General features: G+C 34.4%; 20 protein-coding genes. 7 read left to right on the top strand and 13 right to left on the bottom strand.

From position 1 onward, the window contains the following. Positions 1-6 precede the first annotated feature (6 nt). The 4 genes from LS72_RS00220 to LS72_RS00210 all read right to left on the bottom strand — a co-directional run bounded on the left by LS72_RS00220 (position 7) and on the right by LS72_RS00210 (position 3,442). Complete coding sequence (locus tag LS72_RS00220; protein ID WP_034552493.1) at positions 7-1,551, bottom strand: cytochrome ubiquinol oxidase subunit I; 1,545 nt, start codon at positions 1,549-1,551, stop codon at positions 7-9. A gap of 9 nt (positions 1,552-1,560) precedes the next feature. Further along, positions 1,561-1,770 (bottom strand): DUF4492 domain-containing protein, encoded by a 210-nt coding sequence (locus LS72_RS00215; RefSeq protein ID WP_034552490.1) that lies wholly within the window; start codon positions 1,768-1,770, stop codon positions 1,561-1,563. Positions 1,771-1,936: 166 nt separating this feature from the next. Then, a complete protein-coding gene (locus LS72_RS10655; protein ID WP_194145511.1) occupies positions 1,937-2,107 on the bottom strand; it encodes a hypothetical protein in 171 nt (56 codons plus the stop codon). Between the two features lie 225 nt (positions 2,108-2,332). Further along, the gene (locus LS72_RS00210) at positions 2,333-3,442 is read right to left on the bottom strand and encodes a Cj0069 family protein (RefSeq protein ID WP_034552513.1); all 1,110 of its coding nucleotides are present in this window, start codon (positions 3,440-3,442) and stop codon (positions 2,333-2,335) included. A gap of 396 nt (positions 3,443-3,838) precedes the next feature. Here LS72_RS00210 and LS72_RS00205 point away from each other — a divergent pair, with 396 nt between their 5' ends. The 3 genes from LS72_RS00205 to recJ all read left to right on the top strand — a co-directional run bounded on the left by LS72_RS00205 (position 3,839) and on the right by recJ (position 9,257). After that, positions 3,839-5,323: a flagellin B gene (locus LS72_RS00205; protein ID WP_034552487.1), complete on the top strand. Its 1,485-nt coding sequence runs from the start codon at positions 3,839-3,841 to the stop codon at positions 5,321-5,323. A gap of 726 nt (positions 5,324-6,049) precedes the next feature. Beyond that, positions 6,050-7,681, top strand: a complete 1,632-nt coding sequence (locus tag LS72_RS00200; protein ID WP_034552485.1) for a CTP synthase — start codon at positions 6,050-6,052, stop codon at positions 7,679-7,681. Beyond that, entirely contained in the window at positions 7,662-9,257 is a 1,596-nt protein-coding gene (gene recJ, locus LS72_RS00195; protein ID WP_034552482.1) for a single-stranded-DNA-specific exonuclease RecJ, read from the top strand. The genes LS72_RS00200 and recJ overlap by 20 nt, the downstream gene beginning before the upstream one ends. Here recJ and LS72_RS00190 read toward each other — a convergent pair. The 8 genes from LS72_RS00190 to hisC form a co-directional block, all read right to left on the bottom strand. After that, on the bottom strand, positions 9,222-11,555 hold the full coding sequence (locus LS72_RS00190) for an efflux RND transporter permease subunit (protein WP_238700646.1): 2,334 nt from the start codon (positions 11,553-11,555) through the stop codon (positions 9,222-9,224). The genes recJ and LS72_RS00190 overlap by 36 nt on opposite strands. A gap of 64 nt (positions 11,556-11,619) precedes the next feature. Next, on the bottom strand, positions 11,620-12,201 hold the full coding sequence (locus LS72_RS00185; protein WP_034552480.1) for a Tgt2/MlaC family protein: 582 nt from the start codon (positions 12,199-12,201) through the stop codon (positions 11,620-11,622). A 6-nt stretch (positions 12,202-12,207) separates the two neighbouring features. Further along, complete coding sequence (locus LS72_RS00180) at positions 12,208-12,894, bottom strand: MlaA family lipoprotein (RefSeq protein WP_034552509.1); 687 nt, start codon at positions 12,892-12,894, stop codon at positions 12,208-12,210. 1 nt (position 12,895) lies between these two features. After that, positions 12,896-14,764, bottom strand: a complete 1,869-nt coding sequence (gene dxs, locus LS72_RS00175; protein ID WP_084590117.1) for a 1-deoxy-D-xylulose-5-phosphate synthase — start codon at positions 14,762-14,764, stop codon at positions 12,896-12,898. Between the two features lie 3 nt (positions 14,765-14,767). Beyond that, positions 14,768-15,601: a flagellar assembly protein FliH gene (gene fliH / locus LS72_RS00170; protein ID WP_034552477.1), complete on the bottom strand. Its 834-nt coding sequence runs from the start codon at positions 15,599-15,601 to the stop codon at positions 14,768-14,770. Next, positions 15,594-16,628 (bottom strand): flagellar motor switch protein FliG, encoded by a 1,035-nt coding sequence (gene fliG, locus LS72_RS00165; protein ID WP_034552475.1) that lies wholly within the window; start codon positions 16,626-16,628, stop codon positions 15,594-15,596. The genes fliH and fliG overlap by 8 nt, the downstream gene beginning before the upstream one ends. Continuing rightward, entirely contained in the window at positions 16,628-18,358 is a 1,731-nt protein-coding gene (fliF, locus tag LS72_RS00160; RefSeq protein WP_034552472.1) for a flagellar basal-body MS-ring/collar protein FliF, read from the bottom strand. Before fliF ends, fliG begins: the two co-directional genes overlap by 1 nt. Before the next feature lie 11 nt (positions 18,359-18,369). After that, entirely contained in the window at positions 18,370-19,470 is a 1,101-nt protein-coding gene (gene hisC / locus LS72_RS00155) for a histidinol-phosphate transaminase (protein WP_034552470.1), read from the bottom strand. Positions 19,471-19,699: 229 nt separating this feature from the next. Here hisC and LS72_RS00150 point away from each other — a divergent pair, with 229 nt between their 5' ends. Genes LS72_RS00150 through LS72_RS00135 form a run of 4 tightly spaced genes read left to right on the top strand, consistent with a single transcriptional unit; the run spans position 19,700 to position 22,844 of the window. After that, entirely contained in the window at positions 19,700-20,425 is a 726-nt protein-coding gene (locus LS72_RS00150; RefSeq protein ID WP_238700645.1) for a tRNA1(Val) (adenine(37)-N6)-methyltransferase, read from the top strand. Beyond that, on the top strand, positions 20,419-20,796 hold the full coding sequence (locus tag LS72_RS00145) for a YkgJ family cysteine cluster protein (RefSeq protein ID WP_034552468.1): 378 nt from the start codon (positions 20,419-20,421) through the stop codon (positions 20,794-20,796). The genes LS72_RS00150 and LS72_RS00145 overlap by 7 nt, the downstream gene beginning before the upstream one ends. After that, positions 20,780-22,078 (top strand): tetratricopeptide repeat protein, encoded by a 1,299-nt coding sequence (locus LS72_RS00140; RefSeq protein ID WP_034552466.1) that lies wholly within the window; start codon positions 20,780-20,782, stop codon positions 22,076-22,078. Before LS72_RS00145 ends, LS72_RS00140 begins: the two co-directional genes overlap by 17 nt. A gap of 10 nt (positions 22,079-22,088) precedes the next feature. Next, positions 22,089-22,844: an SDR family NAD(P)-dependent oxidoreductase gene (locus LS72_RS00135; RefSeq protein WP_034552464.1), complete on the top strand. Its 756-nt coding sequence runs from the start codon at positions 22,089-22,091 to the stop codon at positions 22,842-22,844. Here the strand turns inward: LS72_RS00135 and LS72_RS00130 are convergent. Further along, on the bottom strand, positions 22,832-23,512 hold the full coding sequence (locus tag LS72_RS00130) for a metallophosphoesterase (RefSeq protein ID WP_034552461.1): 681 nt from the start codon (positions 23,510-23,512) through the stop codon (positions 22,832-22,834). The genes LS72_RS00135 and LS72_RS00130 overlap by 13 nt on opposite strands. Position 23,513 lies beyond the last annotated feature (1 nt).

Below are 23,513 nucleotides of genomic sequence, written 5' to 3'. Positions count from 1 at the left end.
TCTCCTTTAATGGCTTTCAAAACCCTTTTTGATTTGTTTAAGAATTATTCCAATTTCTGCAATAAGTAAAGTGGTAAATAAAACCAAAAAAATAAAAAACGAAATTTGTATATTGACATTGCTTAAATGTGTCGCTGCAATTTTAACAGGCATTAAATCTTGAATAGCCCAAGGTTGCCTTCCAACTTCTGCAACAATCCAACCGCATTCTGCTGCGATATAGCCTAAGGGGATAGTCCAAACACAAAGCCATAGAATTTTATGAAATCTTGTAATATCATTTGCCATTGCTAGATAAAGAACGATAATAAAGAGGATAAAAAACCAGCTCCCTAAAGCTACCATTAAATGAAAGGTATAAAAGGTTAGCATAATAGGTGGCACAGCTTCTTTAGGATCTTTTAAGAATCCATAGCCAAAATAGGGCATATTTTCTTGCACGATTTTGCTATAAACTTGCAAATCCTCTGTGCTAACCCCAGCTTCTCTTTGTTGCTTATAGGTATGAAAAGCATCTAAGGCGGTTTTACCCTTTTGTATCTTTTCCTCTATACTCATAAGATTGCGTTCTTTGTTGCCATAAACTAAATCATTAATGCCTGCGATAAAGCCATCAGCAGAGCGATGCCCTAAAAGCGAGAGGGCATAAGGGATAGTAACATCAAAGAGAAAGGTAGGTTCTAAATCCCCAATTTGTTTTTTAGGGTTTAAAATCCCAAAGGCTACTAATCCAGCCCTATGCTCACCTTCATAAATCCCCTCCATTGCCGCGAGTTTCATAGGTTGTTTTTGGGTAACTTGATAAGCGCTTTCATCCCCGCTAATAAACAAAAATACCGAAGTAATAAGCCCAAAACTAGCCCCCACTACAAGAGACTTTTTAGCCTCAAGCAAATGCCTTTTTTTAAGAATAAACCAAGCAGAGATTCCAACCACCACTAGAGCAGAGATTACATAACCACTAGCGATAGTGTGTAAGAATTTGCTAATCCCCACAGGGCTTAAAGCTACTTCTAGGAAGTTTGTCATTTCATTCCTTGCTTGTTCTAAATTAAAGCTCGTCCCAATGGGGTATTGCATCCAGCCATTAGCGACAAGAATCCAAAATGCACTAAGGTTGCTTCCAATGGCTACAAGCCAGGTAGAGAGCAGGTGAAATTTAGGAGAGACTTTATTCCAACCAAAAAGCATTACCGCAAAGAAAGTCGCTTCTAAGAAAAATGCCATAATCCCTTCAATGGCTAAAGGTGCGCCAAATATATCCCCTACAAACCAAGAATAATTCGCCCAATTTGTCCCAAATTCAAACTCCATAATAATGCCCGTTGCTACACCAATAGCAAAATTAATCGCAAAAATGGAGAGCCAAAATTGCGTAATTTTTTTCCATTGCTCATTTTGTGTTTTCACATAAATGCTTTCCATAATCGCTAAGATAAAAGAAAGCCCAAGCGTTAAAGGCACGAACAGAAAATGATAAAGGGCAGTAAGGGCAAATTGTGCGCGACTCCAATCCACGCTTAAAGAATGTTGTAATATTGCTTGTTCCATAAGTTTCCCCTAATAATTTTTAAGATTATGAGTGATAAATTGACTTTTTTCCTCTTGCGTAGCATAGAGTTTATGCAGACTATTATCATAGATAAAGACTTTTAAGATTCCAAAGATGATAAAAAGTTTAACAATAATAACAAGCCATAAACTACGACCTAATCGCATATTTTTAAATCCAAAATAATAAAAGGAAAAGATTCTTGTCAAAATTTTCATTATTAACCTTTTGTTGTAGTGGGGAATTGTAGGGTTTTTAAGTTTAAAAAGGAATTAGTAATTAAAGCAAATATCCATCCTAAACTTAGAAGTGAGATTGTTCAATGAGGCTTCACTGATTAGGATTAATTTAAGAATCTTTAACCCTCCCCCACTAAGCTATAATCTATGATTTTTTATGTTTTTGGTTAGGGGTTTTTCTAAATTTTGGGTGATTGGTTGTTTTAAGAGAGGTTTTAAGCATATTTTGTTTTAGTGTCAATGCAATGTTTGTAGTAACATAAAGCTTCTTTGGGTGCATCCATTCTAAAACAAACTTTGTTTGTAAATTAAGCATTATCAAGATTAAATAGTTATTGTAACTATCCCATAATATAACATTTGTAAATGAATTACCCTTGCATTTTTAGCCTTTTAAGGGGTGATTATAGGAGCATTTATTGATGATTCTAAACCCTTCTCTGCTAGAGGTAGTCTCTGTTGAGATTGTGGGGTTTAGTTAAATTATTGAATTATGGAGCTATAATATACAAGATATTCCCCTTTATATAAGGGGATAGAGTTATGCCTTTTTCTCACTTACGATATGAATGATATTATCACCTACCATTACCGCAATTTTTTCCATAAACTCTTCAGGGCTTGTAAATCCTACGCAAGAGCAGTTAATTTCTCCTAAGACATACTTATCTTTGCCACTCTCATCAGTATCAAGGATAAAATCCGCCGTCCAAATTAAAGGTAAATCATAGTTTCCAAGTTTAGAGCGAATCTGTGGTAGCTGGTTTAAAAACCAATCAATCAAAGCCTGCCAATCTTTGGGTTCATCATAGCGGTATTTTGCTCCACTAAAGAGTGTTGCAGAAAAGGCATCTCCTCCTTCAGCGGGTTTTTTATGCACGACATAAACGGGGGTTTTATAAAGCATTAAGATTCTAATCTCTCCTTCTTTAATGCGGGGTAAGAAAGTCATATCTACAAGCATTCCATTATCTCCGACTAGATAATGCTCACAAAAATCCATAAATTCCCCTAGTTTTCTCTCCTCTGTGTGATTATCTTTAGCCTCTGTGCAGATAATCTTGGTATCAAGGGGCAGGGAAGTAACTTTATTATAATCTGCATTAGATTCTAATCGCACACGCCAAATCCCCTCACCCGTAGAGCCACGATTTTGCTTTAATACCCTCTCTCCTTTAGCAAGAGTTTGGGGGAAAGTTTTTTTGAAATCGTGTTTATCAGTCCAAGTTACACCTATCCTTTGTGCCTCTGCTTTATCATAATACGCATAAGTATCACTAGGCACTAAAGGAGTATCGGCTAATTTGGTTAGAGCATCTTTAGCCCCATAGCCAATCATCGCATCAGGATGAGGCATACCTACTAATCCATCCGCACAAAGTTTGCGTAAAACATCAAAATAAAGTTTTTCTTCCTTGAGATTCCCCGGATTTACTCTTGATACATAACCATCAGCGGCATTTTTTACATATTCATAAATCTTATTCCTTTCACTTTCATCGCGTAAAATCTCATCAGTAAAAAACACCACTTCCGCATTCCAGCCTTTTGCTTTGAGTGCATTTACCATAGGCATAGTATCTTTTCTATGCCCATCAGCTCCTTTATCACTCCCTCCTCTTGCTTCAAAAAAGACGATATTTTTTTTCAAACTCATAGTTTGCCTCCTAAAATTAAAATATGTTTGCAAAGGTAGCAAAAACTATCTATAAAGATTATAAAAATCAGCCTATAAAATGATTTTTTTGAATTTTTGTTTATTACAGGAACATTTGAAAATCAAATTATGTAGGGGGGGGGGTATGAAATTTTTAAAAGATTTTTGCAAATTTTCTTAAGTTTTTTAAAATTTGTCCGATATACTCAAGTAACCAAACAGGGAAGTTGGTTAGCAAGGACTTTAGAGCTAATGGAGCAACTCCTAGATAGCTTTAAGCTAATCTTTATAAAGCTTTAAAACTTTAAAGAAATTTAAAACCTTGCTTACTATTTCTTTGTAGGTTTAAATATTTTGTCAAGGAAGACAACAAATAAAAAGGAGTTTAAAATGGCTTTCCAAGTTAATACTAATGTTAATGCGTTAAACGCACACGCTCAATCAAGTTTTACACAGACTTCGCTTTCAAGTTCATTGCAAAAGTTAAGTTCAGGTCTTAGAATCAACTCTGCTAAAGATGACGCTTCAGGTATGGCAATTGCTGATAGCTTACGCTCACAAGCGAATACTTTAGGACAGGCTATTAGGAATACTAATGATGGTATGGGTATGATTCAAATTGCGGATAAAGCAATGGATGAGCAAATCAAAATCTTAGATACCATCAAGACTAAAGCAACCCAAGCAGCTCAAGATGGTCAAACTACGACTACAAGAACTGCGATTCAAGCAGATATTAACCGATTGATTGAATCATTAGATAATATCGCAGCAACCACTTCTTATAATGGTTTGAATCTCTTAGCGGGTGGATTTACCAATAAAGCATTCCAAGTAGGTGCGTATTCTAACCAAACTATCCAAACAAGTATTGGCGCGACAAGTTCGGATAAAATAGGGCACGCAAGGGTAGAATCTCTAAAATTCACTGCACTTGATAATATCGCGATGAATTTTATTGGTGCGAAAAATCAACAAAATGTAACATTAGAAAATGTTGTGATCTCTACTTCTGCTGGGACAGGTTTAGGAGCTTTAGCCCAAGTTATTAACAAAAACTCTGATAATTTAGGCGGTATTCGTGCAGAAGCTACGGTTGTTAGAACAGGAACACAGCAAGTTGGTGCAGGAGATATTGTAAGCTTGAGTATCAACGGAGTAAAAATTGGTGATATTACAGGTGTTCAACAAGCCGATAGGGATGGACGATTAGTCCAAGCTATCAATGCTTATAAAGAAGAAACTGGCGTTCAAGCCTCTGTTGGTGAAGATGGACGATTGGTGCTTACATCAACAGATGGTAGAGCTATCCAAGTTAGTGGAGGTAATATGAGTGCTGGTGGAGCTGGTATTACTACAGGAGCTGGGGGTAGCACATTTGTTGGGACGCTTACGCTTACAAGATTAGGTTCTAATGATATTCAATACGATGGTCTTGGTAATGCCGCTGCAGCTTCTGGAGCCGCACAAGCAACTGCGACTTTAAGAAATGTTAGGGGCACATTTAACAAAGATATTCGCTCAGCAGTGGGTGCAAACGCAGCAAACTCTGCAATGGCAGGTCAAGCTTTAGGGGCAGGGGTAACTTCATTAAAAGGTGCAATGCTTGTTATGGATATAGCAGAATCTGCTATTAAGCAACTTGATTCTATTCGTGCGGATTTGGGTTCTGTTCAACAACAAATGCAATCTACCGTGAATAACATCACCGTAACTCAAGTCAATGTAAGCTCTGCTGAATCTTCAATTAGACAAGTAGATTATGCTTCAGAATCTGCGAATTACTCTAACTTGAATATCCTTGCTCAAGCAGGTAATTACGCCCTAAGTCAATCTAATGCTGCACAACAAAACATTTTAAGACTACTCCAATAATCTTAAAGTTTTATCCCCTTTGGGGATTATTCTTTATTTTTATCCCTACTCAATCTTTTATTATCATTTGTTTTTGCTTCTATATAATTTACTTTTATTGCTTTAGCTGTTTTTTGTTTCTCTTATTTCTTTTTCCGGTTTTTGATTTCTATTTGCTTCTTTGGCTTTCTTTTACACTCTTTATTTTTTTAAAAATAACAAACCATATGCCTGTTTTTAAGATTGAAGTTAGGGATTTAAATTGTTAAGGATTAGGATTTTAGTCTATAAAAGAGCAATCTATTTAGCCGTAGGGTAAATTCATCTTGAACCCCTTTAAGGGGTTCAAGATGAATAAGCCTTGACAGCAATTATACAAAGCAGTATAATCACAACCAAGATGAATTTTAGTGGGTTTTATCTTAGGCTCCTTTATGGGGCATAGATTTTGCCACAGGGGTGAAGAGCCTGTGGCAATTACCCCATAGCATTATACTTCATTTTTATTCTAACCATACAAACTCCCTAAAAATACCTCGCATAGATAGAATTTCTATAATCTCTTATTCTCTTATCTTTCTTTTGTTTGTGCGGTTTTTAGGTTTAAGTTAATAAAATGTAAAATGATGGATTGAAAGATTTATTTATTATTAATTTGTGTTTTAATAGCTTTGCCTAATCAATCCTTTTACGATAGTTTTAGATAGCTTAGTTTATAATTGCTCTTATTATTCTAAGGGGTTTATAATGACAAAATATATCTTTGTTACTGGTGGTGTGTTAAGCTCTTTGGGCAAAGGAATTACCTCTTCTTCTATTGCGACTTTATTAAAGCATTCTGGATTGAATGTGGGTATTTTAAAGATTGACCCTTATATTAATGTAGATCCTGGCACGATGAGCCCACTAGAGCACGGAGAAGTCTTTGTTACTTATGATGGAGCAGAGACAGACTTGGATATAGGGCATTATGAGCGGTTTTTGAATGTGGATTTTTCTTTTAAAAACAATTTTACCACCGGACAAGTGTATCTCTCTGTGATTGATAGAGAAAGAAAAGGGGGATATTTGGGGAAAACTATCCAAGTTATTCCCCATATTGTCGATGAGATTAAACATAGAATCAAACTCGCAGGAGAGGGAAAAGATATTTTAGTGGTGGAATTAGGGGGGACGGTTGGGGATATAGAGGGATTACCCTTTTTAGAAGCTATGCGTGAGATGAAGCACGAATATGGAATAAATAGAATAATTAGTATGCATGTAACGCTTATCCCACTTATCCGTGCTGCAGGAGAGTTAAAGACAAAGCCTACGCAACATAGCGTCCAAGAGTTAAGACGCATAGGCATTACACCCCAAATTATCATTACAAGGAGTGAAAAGGAGATTCCAACAGAACTTAAAAATAAACTTGCGATGAGCTGCGATGTGGATTATGATTGTGTTATAGGCGCTCAAGATGCTAAAAGTATCTACCAAATGCCAATTAACTTCTTAAAAGAGGGCGTTTTAGTGCCTATTGCAAGGTTTTTAAAATTACCCGAATTAAAGCCGGATATGAAAGCGTGGGATTTATTGGTTAAACAAATTTTAGCCCCACAACAAGAAGTCAATATCGCCTTTGTGGGGAAATACTTAAACTTAAAAGAATCTTATAAATCTCTTATTGAAGCCTTAATCCATGCAGGGGCTAACCTTGATACACAGGTGAATATCCAATGGATTGATAGTGAGGAATTAGAAAAAAACGAGGAAATGCTCCAAAAGCTTAAATATGTTAATGGTATTTTAGTGCCTGGTGGATTTGGAGAGAGGGGGATAGAGGGCAAGATGAAAGCTATTCAGTTTGCAAGGGAGCAAGGAATTGTATTTTTTGGGATTTGTCTAGGTATGCAATTAGCGATTTTAGAATTTTGTCGGAATGTTTTAGGGATTAAAGAAGCTAATTCTATGGAGTTTAACCCTAATACTCACGAAGCAGTGATTTACTTAATAGAAAATTTCATTAACCAAAGCGGAGAGAAGCAAATCCGAACGCATACTTCCCCGATGGGTGGCACTATGCGTCTTGGTGAGTATGAATGCACTTTAAAAGAGGGTAGCAAACTTCAAAAAGCCTATAAAAACCAAAAGCTTATTAAAGAGCGTCATAGGCATCGCTATGAGGCTAATCCTAAATACCAAGCAATGTTAGAAAAAAAAGGGATGATGATTAGTGGAAAATGTAATGGGCTTATTGAAGCTATTGAATTAAAAAATCATCCTTGGTTTGTAGCGGTGCAATTTCACCCAGAATTTACCTCTAGGCTTCAAGCACCTAATCTAGCTATTTTAGAATTTATCAAACAAGCCCTTTATGCAAAATCTTATAAATAAAACCCTTGATAAAGCCTCCATTAAAACCCTGCTAAAAGAACGTTTTGAAAATCAAATCACTACCTTAAAAGAGATACCAAAACCCGCAACTTTAGATAATTTAACACTTATCGCACAGAGGATAAAAGCAGCGATTTTAGAGCAAAAGAAAATAGCCATTGTTGGGGATTATGATGTTGATGGCGTAGTTTCTTGTGCGATTTTACAAGAGTTTTTTGCAAAGATTCCTTATCCTTTAGAGATTATTATCCCTAATCGCTTTAGCGATGGTTATGGAATCTCTAAAGCCTTGATTGAAAACTTAGATGTGCAGATGATTATCACGGTGGATAATGGGATTAATGCTACAGAAGCAGCGGATTTTTGTAAGCAAAAAGGTATTGAGCTTATTATTACTGACCATCATATCCCTGCTAAGGAGCTTCCTAATGCACTTATTTGTAACCCTAAGCTTTCTGCTGAATTTATAGAAAAAGAGATTTGTGGGGCTTGTGTGGCTTGGTATTTATGTGGGAGCATCAAGGAGGCTATGGGCTTAGAAATTCCTATGGTGGAGTTTTTAGATTACCTAGCTTTAGCAATTGTGAGTGATGTAATGCCTCTTAGGGGTATAAATTGGGTATTACTTAAAAAGGGTTTAAGTGTTTTTAAAGAGAGTAAAAGGGTAGCTTTTGTGCTATTAAAAGAGTATTTTAAAAAATATAATATAGATTCTAGGCTTATTGGTTATTATATTGCCCCTTTGCTTAATGCAGCAGGGAGAGTGGAAAGTGCTATGCGATCTTATGAGTTTCTTATTCAAAAAGATTCTAAAAAGGCTTTTGTGCTATTAGAGCAATTATTAACGTTTAATGCTAAGAGGAAAACCTTGCAAAGCACTATGTATTTAGAAGCAAAAGAGCAGTTTATCTCCCAGAGGGATTATTTGTCTTTGCCTTTTATTGTTGTTTATAAGGCTAATTGGAATGAGGGGGTTATTGGGATTGTAGCGGCTATGCTTTATGAGGAGTTTTTAAAACCCGCCATTGTTTTTGCTAAAGAGGGAAGTCTAAAAGGGAGTATGAGAGGGGTAGATTGTATGGGGATTTTAGAAAATTATCGGCAGTTTTTAGAGAACTTTGGTGGGCATAGTGGAGCAGCGGGGATTGTCTTGAAAGAGGAGAATTTAGAGGGTTTTAAAAAGGCTTTAATACAGAGCCAACAAATGGGTGATACTCAAGAAAAAAACTTGCTAGCACAGAGGCTTAAAGGGGTCTTAGGGAATTTATCTTTTAAAGAGGTTGATGAAGAATTATTTTTGCTTTTGCAAAACTTTGAGCCTTATGGTTATGGTAATGCTTTGCCAAGATTCCTAACACAAGCTAGAGTTAGGGAGGTACGGATATTTGGGGATTACCATAGCTCTATACTTTTAGAGAATGAGGGAATTACTAAAGAAGCGGTAATGTTTAATAGGGATTTGCGTGATTTAAAAAATCAAGAAGTGCTATGTAGTTATAGTCTTTATAAAAATAGCTTTCATCAAAGGCTCTGTTTGCAATTAGCAGAGATTGCTCCTATGAAAGCTTTTGAGTAATGCAGGGAGTAAGATAAGTGAGGAGAGAAGCATTAAGAGCATTACTAAAGTGGTTAAGAAGCCAAAATAAATAGTAGGGATGAAATTGCTACTCATCATCGCACAAAAACCTATGACAATAATAAAAGTCGTATAATACATAGCACTTCCTATATGTTGGTGAGAATTTTTAATAGCTATTTTTAGAGGATTCCTTTTTATCTCCTCTTTGAAGCGATGGATATAATGAATCGCATCATCAACCCCAATACCTAAGGAAATAGCAGCGATAGTAACCCCCATTAAATCTAGCGGAATATTAGTAATACCTAAAATTCCAAAGATAATCCCTAGAGGAATAAGGTTGATTAAAAGTGCGATAATTGATAGTTTAAGACTCTTAAAAATAAAGATAAAGACTCCAAAAATAGCAAAAATTACAAGAGCTAAGGTATTAATTTGTGAGTTAATAAGTGTTTGAAGGAGATTATTATAAAGCACCATTGCACCATTAATTTCTACTTTTAGGGATTCCCCTTCTAAAAGCTTATTTAACTTTTCTTGTATGTTGAATAAGAAAGCATTACGTTGCAAATTAGGATTAGAATCAAAGATTCTTAGCACAAAGCGGATTTGGTTTTTATTGATATTAGCATAAGGGGCAAATAATTGTGCTTTAAGGGAAGTAGAGGTGTTTTTATAAAGGAAAGCAAACATAAAGTCATTTGCCTCTAAACCTAATGATTGTAGGAGTTGTGAGAGTGAATATAAGCTTAAAATAGAGCCTACAAATTCCTCCTTTTCTAGGGCTGTATGGATAATCTTTGCAATGCGGAGTTTTTGGCTATCAAACCAATAAGAATCTTCACTTTCTAATGCGTTAAATTCTGCTTCAAAGTCTGATAATGGTGCATTTTGAAAATCTTTTTTAGGGAAAGTGATGAGGATTTCTAAAGGAATTGTTCCCCCTAATTGTTTATCAATAAGCAATAAACCTTGCTTAATTTCACTTTTGTCTTTAAAATAATTAACAAAGCTATTTTCAACTTTTAAATGGGTAATTCCATAGAGGCTAAAAAGAACAAGTAAAAAAGTTATAGGATAAATAATTTTTGTTTTTTCTAAACCCATATTCGCACAAGCATTAAGTAATTTTTCGTGCCATTTAGGGAGGCTTTTTATGCTTTTTGGCTTGGGTAGTAAGGCAAGGATAACACCAAAGAGAATATAAGTAAAGATTAAGGCAAGGCTTACGCCAATACTCATAATAGCCCCTAAATGGATGATGGGTAAGATATTAGAAAACATTAAACTTAAAAATCCAATAATAGTCGTTAAGATAGCATAAAAGCTTGGAGATTTTTTAGCAAGCATTGTCGCATAGAGGAGATTTTTCGCTGAAGCATTAGGGAATTTTTGGTAAAACTCTAAATAAGCTACAATGAGATGAATAATTAAAGAAACATTGATAATTAAAAGTAAAGAAATATAGTTTGAAGAAATAATAGTAATTTCATAACCAAAAAGGCTAAAGATTCCGCTACTTACAACAAGCGTAAATAAACAAATGCCAAGTGTGAGAAAGACAAAACGCAATTGCCTAAAAAATACCCATAACATAAGGGCTAAAATCACACTAAGCGTGCTTCCATAAGTGATAAGGTCAGATTTTACATAGGCTATCATATCACTAGCAATAAGGGGAATTCCTCCAATATATAAGCCCTCATATTTGTTTTTGAGTGCTTTAATGGCATTAATGGTATGGGTGGTTTGTATTTGGGCTTGTTGTTTGTATTCTTTAAGGAGGGCATTTTTAGAGGAGGTTTTAGTCTCCTTTTTAAGATTTTCTAATTCTTCAAGCTTAGTATCTTTTTTTAAATAGACGATAATTCCTGCAGTTTTTAGGTCTTTTGAGAGGATATTTTTACTATAAAAGGGATGGTTTAAAAACTCCTCTTTAGCTAAGTCTTTATCAACTAATGGGGATAATAAGGTAGGATTTATCTCTAAGGCTTCTTGTAAATCTAACTTTGGGGAGCTTTTAAGTAAGGGAGCGTTTAAAATGCTTAGTGTGGATTGCACTTGGGGCATAGTGTTTAGCTCTTGTGTGATTTGCTGGAGTATTTGTAAAGAATCTTCAGAGAAAATATCCCCACTCTTTGGGTTAAAAGCTAACATTAAAAAATCTTGTGTTGCGTAAGTTTTGTTTATGAATTGGTAGGTTTTAAAGTCTTTGTCATTTTCTAAAATAAGACTATCAGAATCTGCATTAATAGGGAGCTTGTAGGCAAAATACCCACAAAAGATGAAAAACAAAATACATAATACCAATAGGGTTTTTGACCTATTGATGATAGCTTTAAACAAAATAAGCCAGAAGTTATTTAATATCAAGAGTGATTTCACTTTGTAGCTTTTGCATAAGTGTTGTAAAATCATAACGTTTTAAAATATCTGCAAATTGTGAGCGGTAGGTTTGTATGATGCTAATCCCTAAAACATCAGCGTCATAGATTTTCCAATTTTCTTGTTCTTTGGGATAGAATTTAAAAATAATGTAATTAACCTTTCCATCAATGATAATAGAAGTTTTTAAGTGATAACGATTAGGTTGCACTAGCGTTCCCTCTAAGACTTCAAAGGTTTGATTCTTGTAAAGACGCAATTTATCGGTGAAGTTTTTTTTTACATTGTTTTCAAAGACTTGATTAAAAAGTTTTTGGTCATCAAGGGAGAGAGTATTATAAGATTGAGAGAGGGAGAGTTTAGCCATAAGCTCCCAATCAAAAATATCATCAAAGATTGCAAAAATCTTTTGTGCGATTGCTTCGGTGCTTTCTTGAGAGGTTTGCAGGATTTGCAAGGATTTGTGAATATTTTGTTCCATAGTAGAGTGAATAGCATTAAAGGGTAATGCAAAAGTTAGATTGAAGAATAGACAAAGGCTTATAAGAATTTTCATAATCAATTACTCCTTAATTAATTTATCTCGATAGGCTTGATAGGATTGACGCATTACAATATAATCATCTAAACTCTCTTTTCTTATACTATCTAAAATATCCTTACGTTGAGCCGCATAAACAATCTTGTCAATTACATAAAGTCCCACTGCATAAGAAGTTGGTTTGACATAGGTTATAGGAGTTGCAAACGAATTTAGGGGCAAGGCAAGAGTGTCGCGTAAATTGCTTTGCCCAAGTATGGGTAATACAAGAGGAAAACCTTCACCAATCCCCCATTTGCCAAATACAATTCCAAAATCTGTATCTTTAGAATAAAGCTTATTAGCAGAAGCAACATCAAAAAAGCCCAACATTCCTACTGTGCTATTTAGGCTAAATCTTCCTAATTCATTGAGTGCATCTTGGGGTTGTAAGACTAGCATATGTCCTAAAAATCGTAGAGGAGAGTTAAGATTTTCAAAAAAATTTTCAATCCCCATTCTAAAGCCAAGGGGCATTATCCAATTATAGCCTTTAAGCACAGGAGAGAAAATATAGTCGTAAAATTTCCAATTGACTTTATTCATAAAGCGGTTATATTTTTCTAGAGGATCGTTAATAGGTTGTTGTTGGTATTCTTGTTCAAAACTTTCTAAATCTAAAGCGTAGCAATTACATACAAAGATTAGTATAAGGCATAACTTTTTCATTTTAATTTTTCCTGTTGAGTATTTTTGTAAGAATACTCTTTTCATCTAAGCCAAGTTTAGATTCAATTTCTTCTACCTTTCCGTGAGGAATAAAAAAATCTTCATATTCAAAAGAGGTTAGGGAGATTTGTAAATGGTGTTTTTGCAAAAAGCTATTAAGTATATCACCAATTCCGCCAATCTTGCTACTATCACTAAAGACAAACCATTGTTTATAAGCTTTTGCTAAGTCTAGCAAGGAATTTTCATCTAAGGGTTTTGCAAAACGCAAATCTACTACCGCACATTCTTTAGTATATTTTTCTTTGAGTATTTTTGCGCAATTAAGGGCTTTTCCTACCCCATTCCCATAACCTATAAATAAAATATCACTAGGGCTTGTTTGTAAGATTTCTAATTTTCCTAATTTAAAAGGTGTTGGTAGGATAATGCCTGATTCTAATTTAAAGGCTTTTCTAGGATAGCGAAATGCACATGGTCCTCCATTAAAGTCTTTAGCAAAATAAAGTGCTTCTTTTAAAGTGGCATTATCCCTTGGGGCAAAAATCGTAAAATTAGGGATGAGGTTAAGATAAGAAATATCAAAAGCACCTTGATGAGTTTCTCCATCCTCTCCAACAATACCCGCCCTATCTATGGCAAATTTCACCGGAGTTTTCATAATGCCTACATCGTGGATGAGTTGATCAAAGGCACGTTGCAAAAAGGTAGAATAAATAGCTACAAAGGGTTTAAAACCCTCTTTTGCTAAGGCACTTGCTTGTGTGGTTGCGTGAGCTTCAGCAATGGCTACATCCCAAAAACGTTCAGGGAAATTTTGTATTAATAAATCAAGTCCTGTTCCACTTGGCATTGCAGCGGTAATGCCTACAACCTTTGAATCTTCTTTTGCAAGATCTAAGAGTGTATTAGCAAAAACCTGTGTAGGACTTAGGTTAGCAGAATTACTTAATGTAAGTCCATTTTGTAAATTAAAAGGGCTAACACCGTGCCATTGCTCTAAACAACCCTCAGCTATAGAGTATCCTTTGCCCTTGAGGGTTTGTGCGTGGATAACGACAGGCTTTTGCATATCTTTAGCGATTTTTAAAGTGTTGATAATTTCTTTTAAGTTATGCCCATCAATAGGTCCAATATATTCTAATCCTAATTCTTCAAAGAGCATTCCAGGTGTTATGAGTTTTAGTGATTCTTCAAAACGTTTAGCAAGATAACTAGCATTTGGCATTTTGTTGATAATGTTACCTATTTTGTTTTTGATATTTTGCACAAATTTTCCAGCAATAATTTGGGAGAGGTATTTACTAATAGCCCCAATGGGTTGAGCAATACTCATTTCATTATCATTAAGGATAATAACAAGGGGGTATTTTCTATCCCCTAATTCATTAAGGGCTTCATAGGCTAATCCAGCGCTCATCGCACCATCTCCAATAAGCACTACAGGGACTTTTGAATCTTTGTTTAAGGCGATGGCTTTTGCTGCCCCAACCCCTAAAGAAAGAGAGGTAGAGCTATGCCCTGCAATGAAATAGTCATAGGGACTTTCTTGGGGTCTAGTAAAACCACTAATCCCATCAGTTTGTCGTAAGCTATCAAAGCAATCCCAACGATTTGTTAAGAGTTTGTGGGCATAGGCTTGATGGCTAACATCAAAGATAAAAGGATCATTGGGGCTATCAAATACGCAATGCATTCCAATAATTAATTCCACAGCCCCTAAGGTAGGGCTTAAATGCCCTCCATTTTTAGAAACAACCTCTAAGATTCTTTTGCGGATATGGGTTGCTAATTCATTAAGAATTGCATAATCTTCATCTTGATATTTGCTCTTTTGTAAAATATCTAGGAATCTTTTTTCTAAAGCCATTTCTTACTCTTTATTATTGAGGATAGATTTTTTTAGTGTTGCAAAACGTAAGTGAATATCCCCATCAATATTTCCTTCTTTGCTTAAAATTACGACTCCACCTTTTGCAATGGCTTGGTCGGCTTGTAGCACAATATTTGTTAAATCCTTTAGGGATTCTTTTAAATCCTCTAAGTCTCCAGGAAAGACTTTTAAAGTAACTTCTGTATTTTTCGCGACATTTTCAAGGAGGGTTCTTGCTAAAGCAGCAGCTATTTTTGAGCTATTATTACTTACTTCTGTGGTGATAATTTCTTTAGCAATATCTAAGGCAATAGCACTTAATTCTTTCTCTAAGTTTAAAATATGATTTTTAGATTCTGCAATATTTTGATCAATGCGTTGAATGCTTAGGTTATAAAGTTCTTTTTGGCTATTAATTTGGGCTTCTAGTTCTGCTTTAGCGGCTTCATATCCCTCTTTATAGCCTAATTCTTTAGATTCTAATTTTACTGCATTCACTCTTTGGTCAAATTCTTTCTCTTGTTTATCAAATTGTTCTTGAAGTTTTTGCAAGGATTGTGCTAAGACATCACTTTTTTGTAAGATTTTATCTACAACTTCCGTCTCAAAAAGCTTCAAAGAGGGAATACTAAGATTTGGTGTCTCTATGGATTGATTTTCGGTTTGCTCTTGTGGTGGGGAAGTTTGTTCTTGTGGTGTATTATCAATATCTTGTTTTTCTTTAACAATAGGAGTTTTTTTTATTTCCATATTTCTAAAACTATATTTTTTAATATCGTGTTTTGATTTATGCTCTTCAGGTATAATATTTTCGTATTCATTAAGATTATTCAATGGTATCCTCTTGTTCTCCGATTTGTATTATGCCTTGTTCAGAGAGTGTTTGCACACTCTCTACAATGCGTCTTTGTGCAGATTCTACATCTTTAACTTTAACAGCACCTAAATATTGCATTTCTTCTAAGAATTGTTCTCCTGCTCTTTGGGACATACTACTCATAAATTTTTGCTTTAATTCTTCTGGAGATGCCTTAAGGGCTAAAATTAAATCTTTTTTATCGGCAACTTTTAAGATTTCTCTAATAGCGTTGTTATCTAGTTTTTCAATATCTTCAAAAGTAAACATCATTTCTTTAATAGCCGCTGCTAATTGATCATCAATTTGTTCGATATAAGCAATGGTTGATTTAGCAGATTTTTGCCCTAAGCGGTTAAATACCTCTGCTACTGCCCTAGTTCCACCCACCTCGACTTTATAACTTGTAAGTGATTCTAATTTGTTTTCTAGCACAGTTGATACTCTTTTGACAACATTAGGGGAAATATCTCCTAAATTTGCCATACGAATAGCAATTTCTGCCCTTAAATCATCCGAGAAAAAATTTAAGGTCTCCGCAGCATTAGAAGGGTCCATATGGGCAAGAATGAGGGCAATAGTTTGGGGGTGTTCGTGAATAATAAAGTCTGATAGTTGTTGAGGACGCACCCTTGAGAGATAAGAAAAATTTTGTGAAGACTGCATAGATTTTGCAAGTTTATCTAAGACTTTTTTAGCAGCCTCTGGTCCTAATGTCCGATAAAGTAATTCTTTAGCGTATTCAAAGCCACCTGTAGAAATGTATTGATTAGATTGAAAGATAGCATAAAATTCTTCTAAAATCGCTCCAGCAATAGCTTTGTCAATACCGGCATTTTGGGCAATGTATTTAGAGACTTCTGTAATAGAATCTAAATCTAAATGAGAGAAAATCTCGCCAGTAATCTCATCACCTAATTGCACAAGTAAGATAGCGATCTTTTCTGACATAGAAAGCTCATCATATTGTGCTTGTTGTCTAGGGCTAAGGGTGATAGAAGACATTAGAGTTTCCCTCCTTTTGATAAATTTCCTCCGCCATCAAGCCCTAATTCATCATGAACTAAAGTTTGAAAAAGATTGGCTAATTCTGTTGGTTTTTCTACAGCAAGCTCTCTAATTTTTTCTAAAAGCACATTGTATTTAATTTGGTCTTCATTAGAGTTTCCAAATCCAAGCTGATCTTCAATACGTTTTCGCATTTCATTTTGTTTATCATTATCAAGCTCTTCATCTTCATCAACTTTAAGTAAAGATTCAATTTCTTCTTCCTCATCAACTCTAGCTTCAAGCATTCTCTCGCTAAAGGGTAGGATAATCTTTTTGTAAAATAAGAAAAGAATAATACCAACAATGACATATTTAAGTAGTGGCATAAAAGGTTCTAAGAGTGATTGGGCAGTTTCTAAGAAACGTTCCAGTGGAGTTCTAGCCCTAAATCCAGAGACTTGTCCATTAAGCTGAAAATTACTTACAGAGACTTCATCGCCTCTTTGTTGATTATATCCGATAGCTTGACGCACTAGATTAGAGATTTGTTCCATTTCTTGTTCGTTTAAAGCAATATATTGTAGCTTCTCTACCCCTTGCTCATCAAGCTCTTTTTGGTATTTACCATCCACAACAACGGCAGCTGAAAGCCGTCTAATGGTTGCAAATTCACCTTTAATATTAGAAATGGTTTTGCTAACTTCATAATTAGTGGTAGTTTGGGATTTTTCATATTTTTCTTTAGTATTTTCATCTTCTAATCCTTGCACAGGTCCAATGTTGCTTACAACTCCGGGGACTCCTCCAATTTCTTTAGGGGTAAAACCTTCCCTTTTTTCTTCAAGATTTTGTTCGCTTCTTATAACATTGGTGGGGTCATAATATTCTTGAGTGCTTTCTTTTTGGGCGAAATCAAATTCTGCAGTTACTTTGGCGACCACCCCTTCAACCCCTCCTGTAATAGGGGCTAAGATATTGATAATTTTTGCTTCTAATGTTTGTTCAAAATTTGTTTTATAACGTAATTGTGCTGCTGCAAGCTCTCTAGCTCCACCTAATTCATCTAGCTCACTAAGGGGTTCTCCTTTTTCATTGACAACTTCTACATTCTCGACAGTTAGATTAGGGACGGCAGAGGAAACAATATTTTTAATCCCCGAGATTTGTTTGGGTGTTAGAGTTTGAGAGGGTTTGAACACTAATACAACCGAAGCGGTAGGAGGAGTTTGCTGACTAACAAAAACGGTTTTTTCTGGTTGGGCTAAATGCACTGTTGCTTTTTGAATGGGGGAGAGGCTTTCAATGGTTCGTGCTAATTCTCCTTCAATGGCGCGTAGATATTTAATCCTTTGATCAAAATCTGTCGCTCCAAAATCTTTGGTATCAAAAATTTCAAAACCTACCTTGCTACTTTTTGGAATCCCATTACTAGCAAGCTTCATTCTTTGTTCATAGACAAATTGTTGAGGGATTAAAATAGTATTATCTTTAGGAATCTTATAGTTAATATTATCTTGTTGGAGCTGCTGAATGATTAAGGCACCATCTTCTGGGCTTACTCCTTCAAATAAAACGGCATAACCTGGGTATAAAATCCCGGCTTTGTTATTCATAGAGTTCCAAACAATTAAAGCCGAAATAAAACCAACAATAGCAATAATTGTCCCTACAATAACAATTTTTTGTTTTTGATTGAGCCTTTTATAAAGACTTCTAATTTGGTCAAATAATGCTTTTAAATCCAATGTTTAATTCCCTATCTTTGGCTTAAAAAATGATGAAATAAGGCAAAGAATTTTTGATTTTGTTCTTTTGTCCCTATGGTTATTCTAATAGCATTTAACCCATAAGAAGATAAATTCCTAATAATTACTCCTCTTTGTAGTAAGAAATCACTAATTTGTGTAGAGTCAATTTCTTTAAGCAAATAAGTAATGAAATTGGTGTAAGAGGGTATATAATCAAAGCCTTGTTCTTTGGCAAAAGCTTCAAAATAAGGCATTTGTTCTAAATTATTTTGGAGACTTTTTTGGATATGTTCTTGGTCTTTTAGGGCTTCTAGGGCTGCTAGGAGTGAAAGTGTTGTTACATTAAAAGGAGGACGAAGTTTAGAGAGTGCCTTTATAATGGATTTTTCAGCAATTCCATATCCTATACGCATACCCCCAAGCCCATAGGCTTTAGAAAAAGTCCCTAAATAGATAGCATTAGGAAAAGATTTGATAAGCTCTTTAGGGTCAATATTCTTATCATTATCTTTGGCTTTGGCGTATTCTTGATAAGCTCCATCAATAATAACAAGGGTATCTTCATTAATTTGTTTGAGGAATTTATAAATATCTACTCTATCTAAACAATCCCCTAAAGGATTATTAGGGACACAAAGAAAGATAATGGAGGGATGATAGGTGTTATAGTATTCTAAAAACTCTGCTAAATTATGGACTTCCCCTGGTGTTCTAATAACTTTAGCCCCTACTGCTTTAGAATAAATTTCATACATCGCAAAGGTTGTTTTAGCCATTAAGATTTTGCTATTTTCATTAGCTTTTGCATGAATACAGAATTCGATAATTTGGTCACTTCCTGCACCAATAATGATTTCATTGGTAGAAACTTGGAAGTGTTGGCTTAAACTTTCTTTGAGTGCAAACATTGAATCATCAGGATAAAGATAGATATTAGGGGCATTTTTAATGATACTTTGAAGTGCTTTAGGGCTAGCACCTAAAGGATTTTCATTAGAGGCAAGTTTAATAATTTCATCTTCTTTGATTCCAAATTCTCTAACAACAAGTTCGATAGGTTTTCCTGCTTCATAGGTAGAAATAGAATCTAATGCTGCATTAAAAGTCATTACAAATACCCTAGATAAAGTAAATTATTTTCACTATTGTAGCAAGTAAAATTTTAGAAAATTATAAAATTATTTCCATCAATAATAGTGATTAATGAATCGCCTCCAAGCAGCTTAGGCATTATGAATATTGCTAATTACTTATTAAAAAAATCTAGTCATTTAGGGGTTTTAGATTCTTGATAAAAAAGAGATTATTCTTTAAGGTTTGGTATAGATATTTGCTATAATGATAAGGTATTTCAATGATAATGAGGAAGATTTGCAGATTTATCAGCCAAAAAATGGCTATTGTTATAATAGTGATACCTTGTTTTTATATGCTTTTATGCTACCATTTATAAAGCCTAGACAAGAGGTTTTAGAGGTTGGAGCTGGGAGTGGAATACTTAGTTTATTGTGCGCAAGAGACAGAGAAGTGAAGTTGCATATCATTGAAAAAAATGCGACAATGATGGAATTTTGCAGGAATAATCTAAGAATTAATAAAGTTTGCGCCAATGTAATTTTTGGGGATTTTTTAATGTATGATTTTTTGAATTTGCGGTTTGATAGAATTATAAGTAACCCCCCCTTTTATCATAGCGGAGTTATTAAAAGTGCTAAGAAAACCATTTATGAAGCAAGGTATGAGGAGAATCTACCTTTTGAATTAATGGTAAAAAAGATTGATTCTATTCTAAAACCTAAAGGAGAGTTTATATTTTGTTATGATTGTAAATCAAGCTATAAGCTATTTTATACCTTGATACAGTATAATATCCGACCTATTACCATACGTTTTGTTTATCCTAAAATTGATAAAGAAGCTACTTTAATATTATGCCGTGCAAAAAAAGATTCTAAAAGCGCAATGCAGGTTTTACCTCCACTTTTTACGCATAATGAGCAAGGATTCACAAAAGAGGTTCAAGAAATTTATGCAAAAGCTAATACTTGGAGCATTAAATGTTAGAAATTAGTGGGTTTAATTTTACTTTTGATGAGAAAAAATGCCTTGAATGTGGAGGAAAGTGTTGTATAGGAGAACGTGGATATATTTTTGTAACACCTAATGAGATAAAGCAAATCGCAGAATTTATGAATATGGATTTTGAATCTTTTTGTTTAAGATTTATTAAGAAAGTGGGTTATAGGTATTCCCTCATTGAGAAAAAAATGCAAAATGGTATGGGATATGCTTGTGTATTCTTTGATGAGAAGACTAAACAATGTAAGATTTATCAAAAACGTCCTAGTCAGTGTGTAAGGTTTCCCTTTTGGGAAGATTATGAAGAAGATTTTAAGGATTTATTAAAGGAATGTATTGGTGTGGTTAAGAAATAAAATAGTAAGCATAGTATTGTTAAGTATTGTTTTGTTGTTTATGGGATGTTCTATAAATACTCCAAATATGAATAGCTTTTTATCAGAAAGGTTTGAAACAATAGAAAATCCAGAAGATGTTTTGATTGTAGAAGGTTATAATGCACTTGATAATCAAGACTTAAAAGAGGCTAGAGAATCTTTTTTGGAAGCTTACTACTTAAGTGGGAATAGGAGTTATTTAAAAGAAATTATCGGGGTTTTACTGCTAGAACAAGAATATATTTTGGCTAAAGAGAAAACTTTGCAATATTTAGAAAAATACCCAAAAGATGAGGATATGAGACAGACTTTAATTGGTATTTTGAGTAAAGAGGGTGATTTAAAGAATGCATTAAAAGAAGCGATGATTTTATTAAAAAATCATAGAAATGTGCAAAATTTAGAGATTATCTCTTCAGTATATCTACTGCAAAAGAAATACCAAAAATCTATAGAATATTTGCAACAAGCCTATGCTTTGGAGAAAAATGATTTAATTTTAGATAAGTTAGCCTCTACTTATTTTGTATTTTTAAATAATAAGCAAAAAGCTATAGAACTTTATGAAAGGCATATTCAAAAATATGGAGTTTCGCCTATGATAGGTGAGAAACTTGCAATGATTTATTTGCAAGATAAAGCCTATAAAAAAGCAGCAAGAGTATATGAGAAATTATTTAAGGCAACAGGGGAGCAAAATTATGCAAAAAATGTTTTAGAGATTTATTTTCAGTTCAATAATTTAACACAAGCACAAAGCTTTTTAGAGAAAAATTCCTCTATTCATTTAGCAGATGAAATCCTTTTAGAAATCTATCGGCATAAAAAGGATTATCAAAAGAGCATTGAAGTATTAGATAGAATCTATAAACAAACTCATAATGTTGATTTTTTAGCTTTGAAGGCTATGATGATTTATGAAAGTGCTAAAAATCGTAATGATAAAAAAATGTTAGAATCGGTAGTGGAAGATTTAAAGATTGTTAGTAATAAACTTGATGATGCTTTGTATTGGAATTATTTGGGGTATTTAATGATAGATCATAATTTAGATATTAAAGAGGGAATGCAATATGTTACAAAAGCCTTGCAAAAAGAACCGCAAAATGTGTATTATCTTGATTCTTTAGCTTGGGGTTATTACCAATTAAAAGATTGTATCAATGCAAGATTGACTATGGAAAAAATACCTTTAGAGGAAATACAAAAAGAAAAAGAAATCAAAGATCATTTTGAAGTTATTCGCCAATGTAAATTTTAAAGGAATATAAATGGTAGTTTTTATAACAGGGGCGTCAGCTGGGTTTGGAAGGGCAATTGCGAAAAGATTTGCACAAGAGGGTCATAGAATTATTGCTTTAGCAAGACGCAAAGAACGATTAGAATCTTTACAAAAAGAGATTAAGGAGTGCTTTATAATTCCTTGCGATATTTGTAATAGGGAGGGTTTAGAGTATCATCTCTCTTCTTTGCCTAAAGATTATCAAAATATTGATATATTAGTTAATAATGCAGGGCTCGCTTTGGGATTAGAGAGTGCAGATAAATGTGATTTTGCAGATTGGGTGCAAATGATTGAAGTTAATATTAAGGCTTTAACTTCTATTACGCATTTAATTTTGCCACAAATGGTTAAAAGGAGAAGTGGGCATATTATTACTTTAGGTTCTATTGCTGGGACATACCCTTATCCAGGTGGTAATGTATATGGTGCAAGTAAAGCTTTTGTTAGGCAGTTTGTGCTTAATCTTCGAGCGGATTTAGCGGGAACTTGTGTGAGGGTAACGGATATAGAGCCAGGTCTTGCAAGTGATAGCGAGTTTTCTTTGGTGCGGTTTAAAGGAGATATGCAAAAGGTGGAATCACTTTATAAAGATTCTAATGCCCTAAAGCCAGAGGATATTGCTGAAGCCATCTATTGGGTTACTACTTTACCTAAACATATTAATATCAATACCTTAGAGCTAATGCCAACAAGTCAAAGTTTTGCGGCATTGAATGTATGGCGTGAGAATTATCCACAATAATTTTGTTGAAAAATTTTTTTAGAAGGCCACTCTAGTGCTGTAAGAGAAGCTGTTGTGTAACGTTGATGATAAACGCAACCTGTATCAATAGCAGCAAAGTTGTTTGTAATCATAGGTGTGATTTGCACATCGTGTCCAAAAACATTAAAAACCCCATATTTTTTATTGCTTTCTTTTTCTAAATCGTGCATTTTCATACGATTCCAAGTTATAATCTCTGCCTTTTTATCCCTATCTCTATAATAGGGCAATCCAAATCCGTGAGTGATAAAGAGTGTTTGCCCTTTTTCATCAAGGGTTGGTATTTCAAGGAATCTAGGAAGCTCTAAAATCCATTCTAAATGTTCGTGGATTTTCTTAAATCCTCCATTTCTTTGGTAGCTTTCCATAGTCTCATAGCCACCATTGTTAATCCAATTCTTACCATATCCCTTTGGAGGGATGGCGTGATAATACTCTAGCATTAATTCTTCGTGATTACCTAGTATGGCTTTGAAATTATGTTGAATAAGCAAATCAATGACTTCACAGGATTTATCGCCCCTATCGATTAAATCTCCTGTAAAGATAATCTGTGATTCCCATTTTTTGGGCAATTGTTCGATAAGGGCTGTGAGGGTATCAAAGCATCCATGAACATCACCAATTAAATAAAGGGGTTTTTGCATA

The sequence above is a fragment of the Helicobacter apodemus genome (assembly GCF_000765745.2).
GTDB classification, from domain to species: Bacteria; Campylobacterota; Campylobacteria; order Campylobacterales; family Helicobacteraceae; genus Helicobacter_D; species Helicobacter_D apodemus.
The sequence above is the reverse complement of the archived record's forward strand: the minus strand, read 5'-3'. Positions and strand labels throughout refer to the sequence as shown.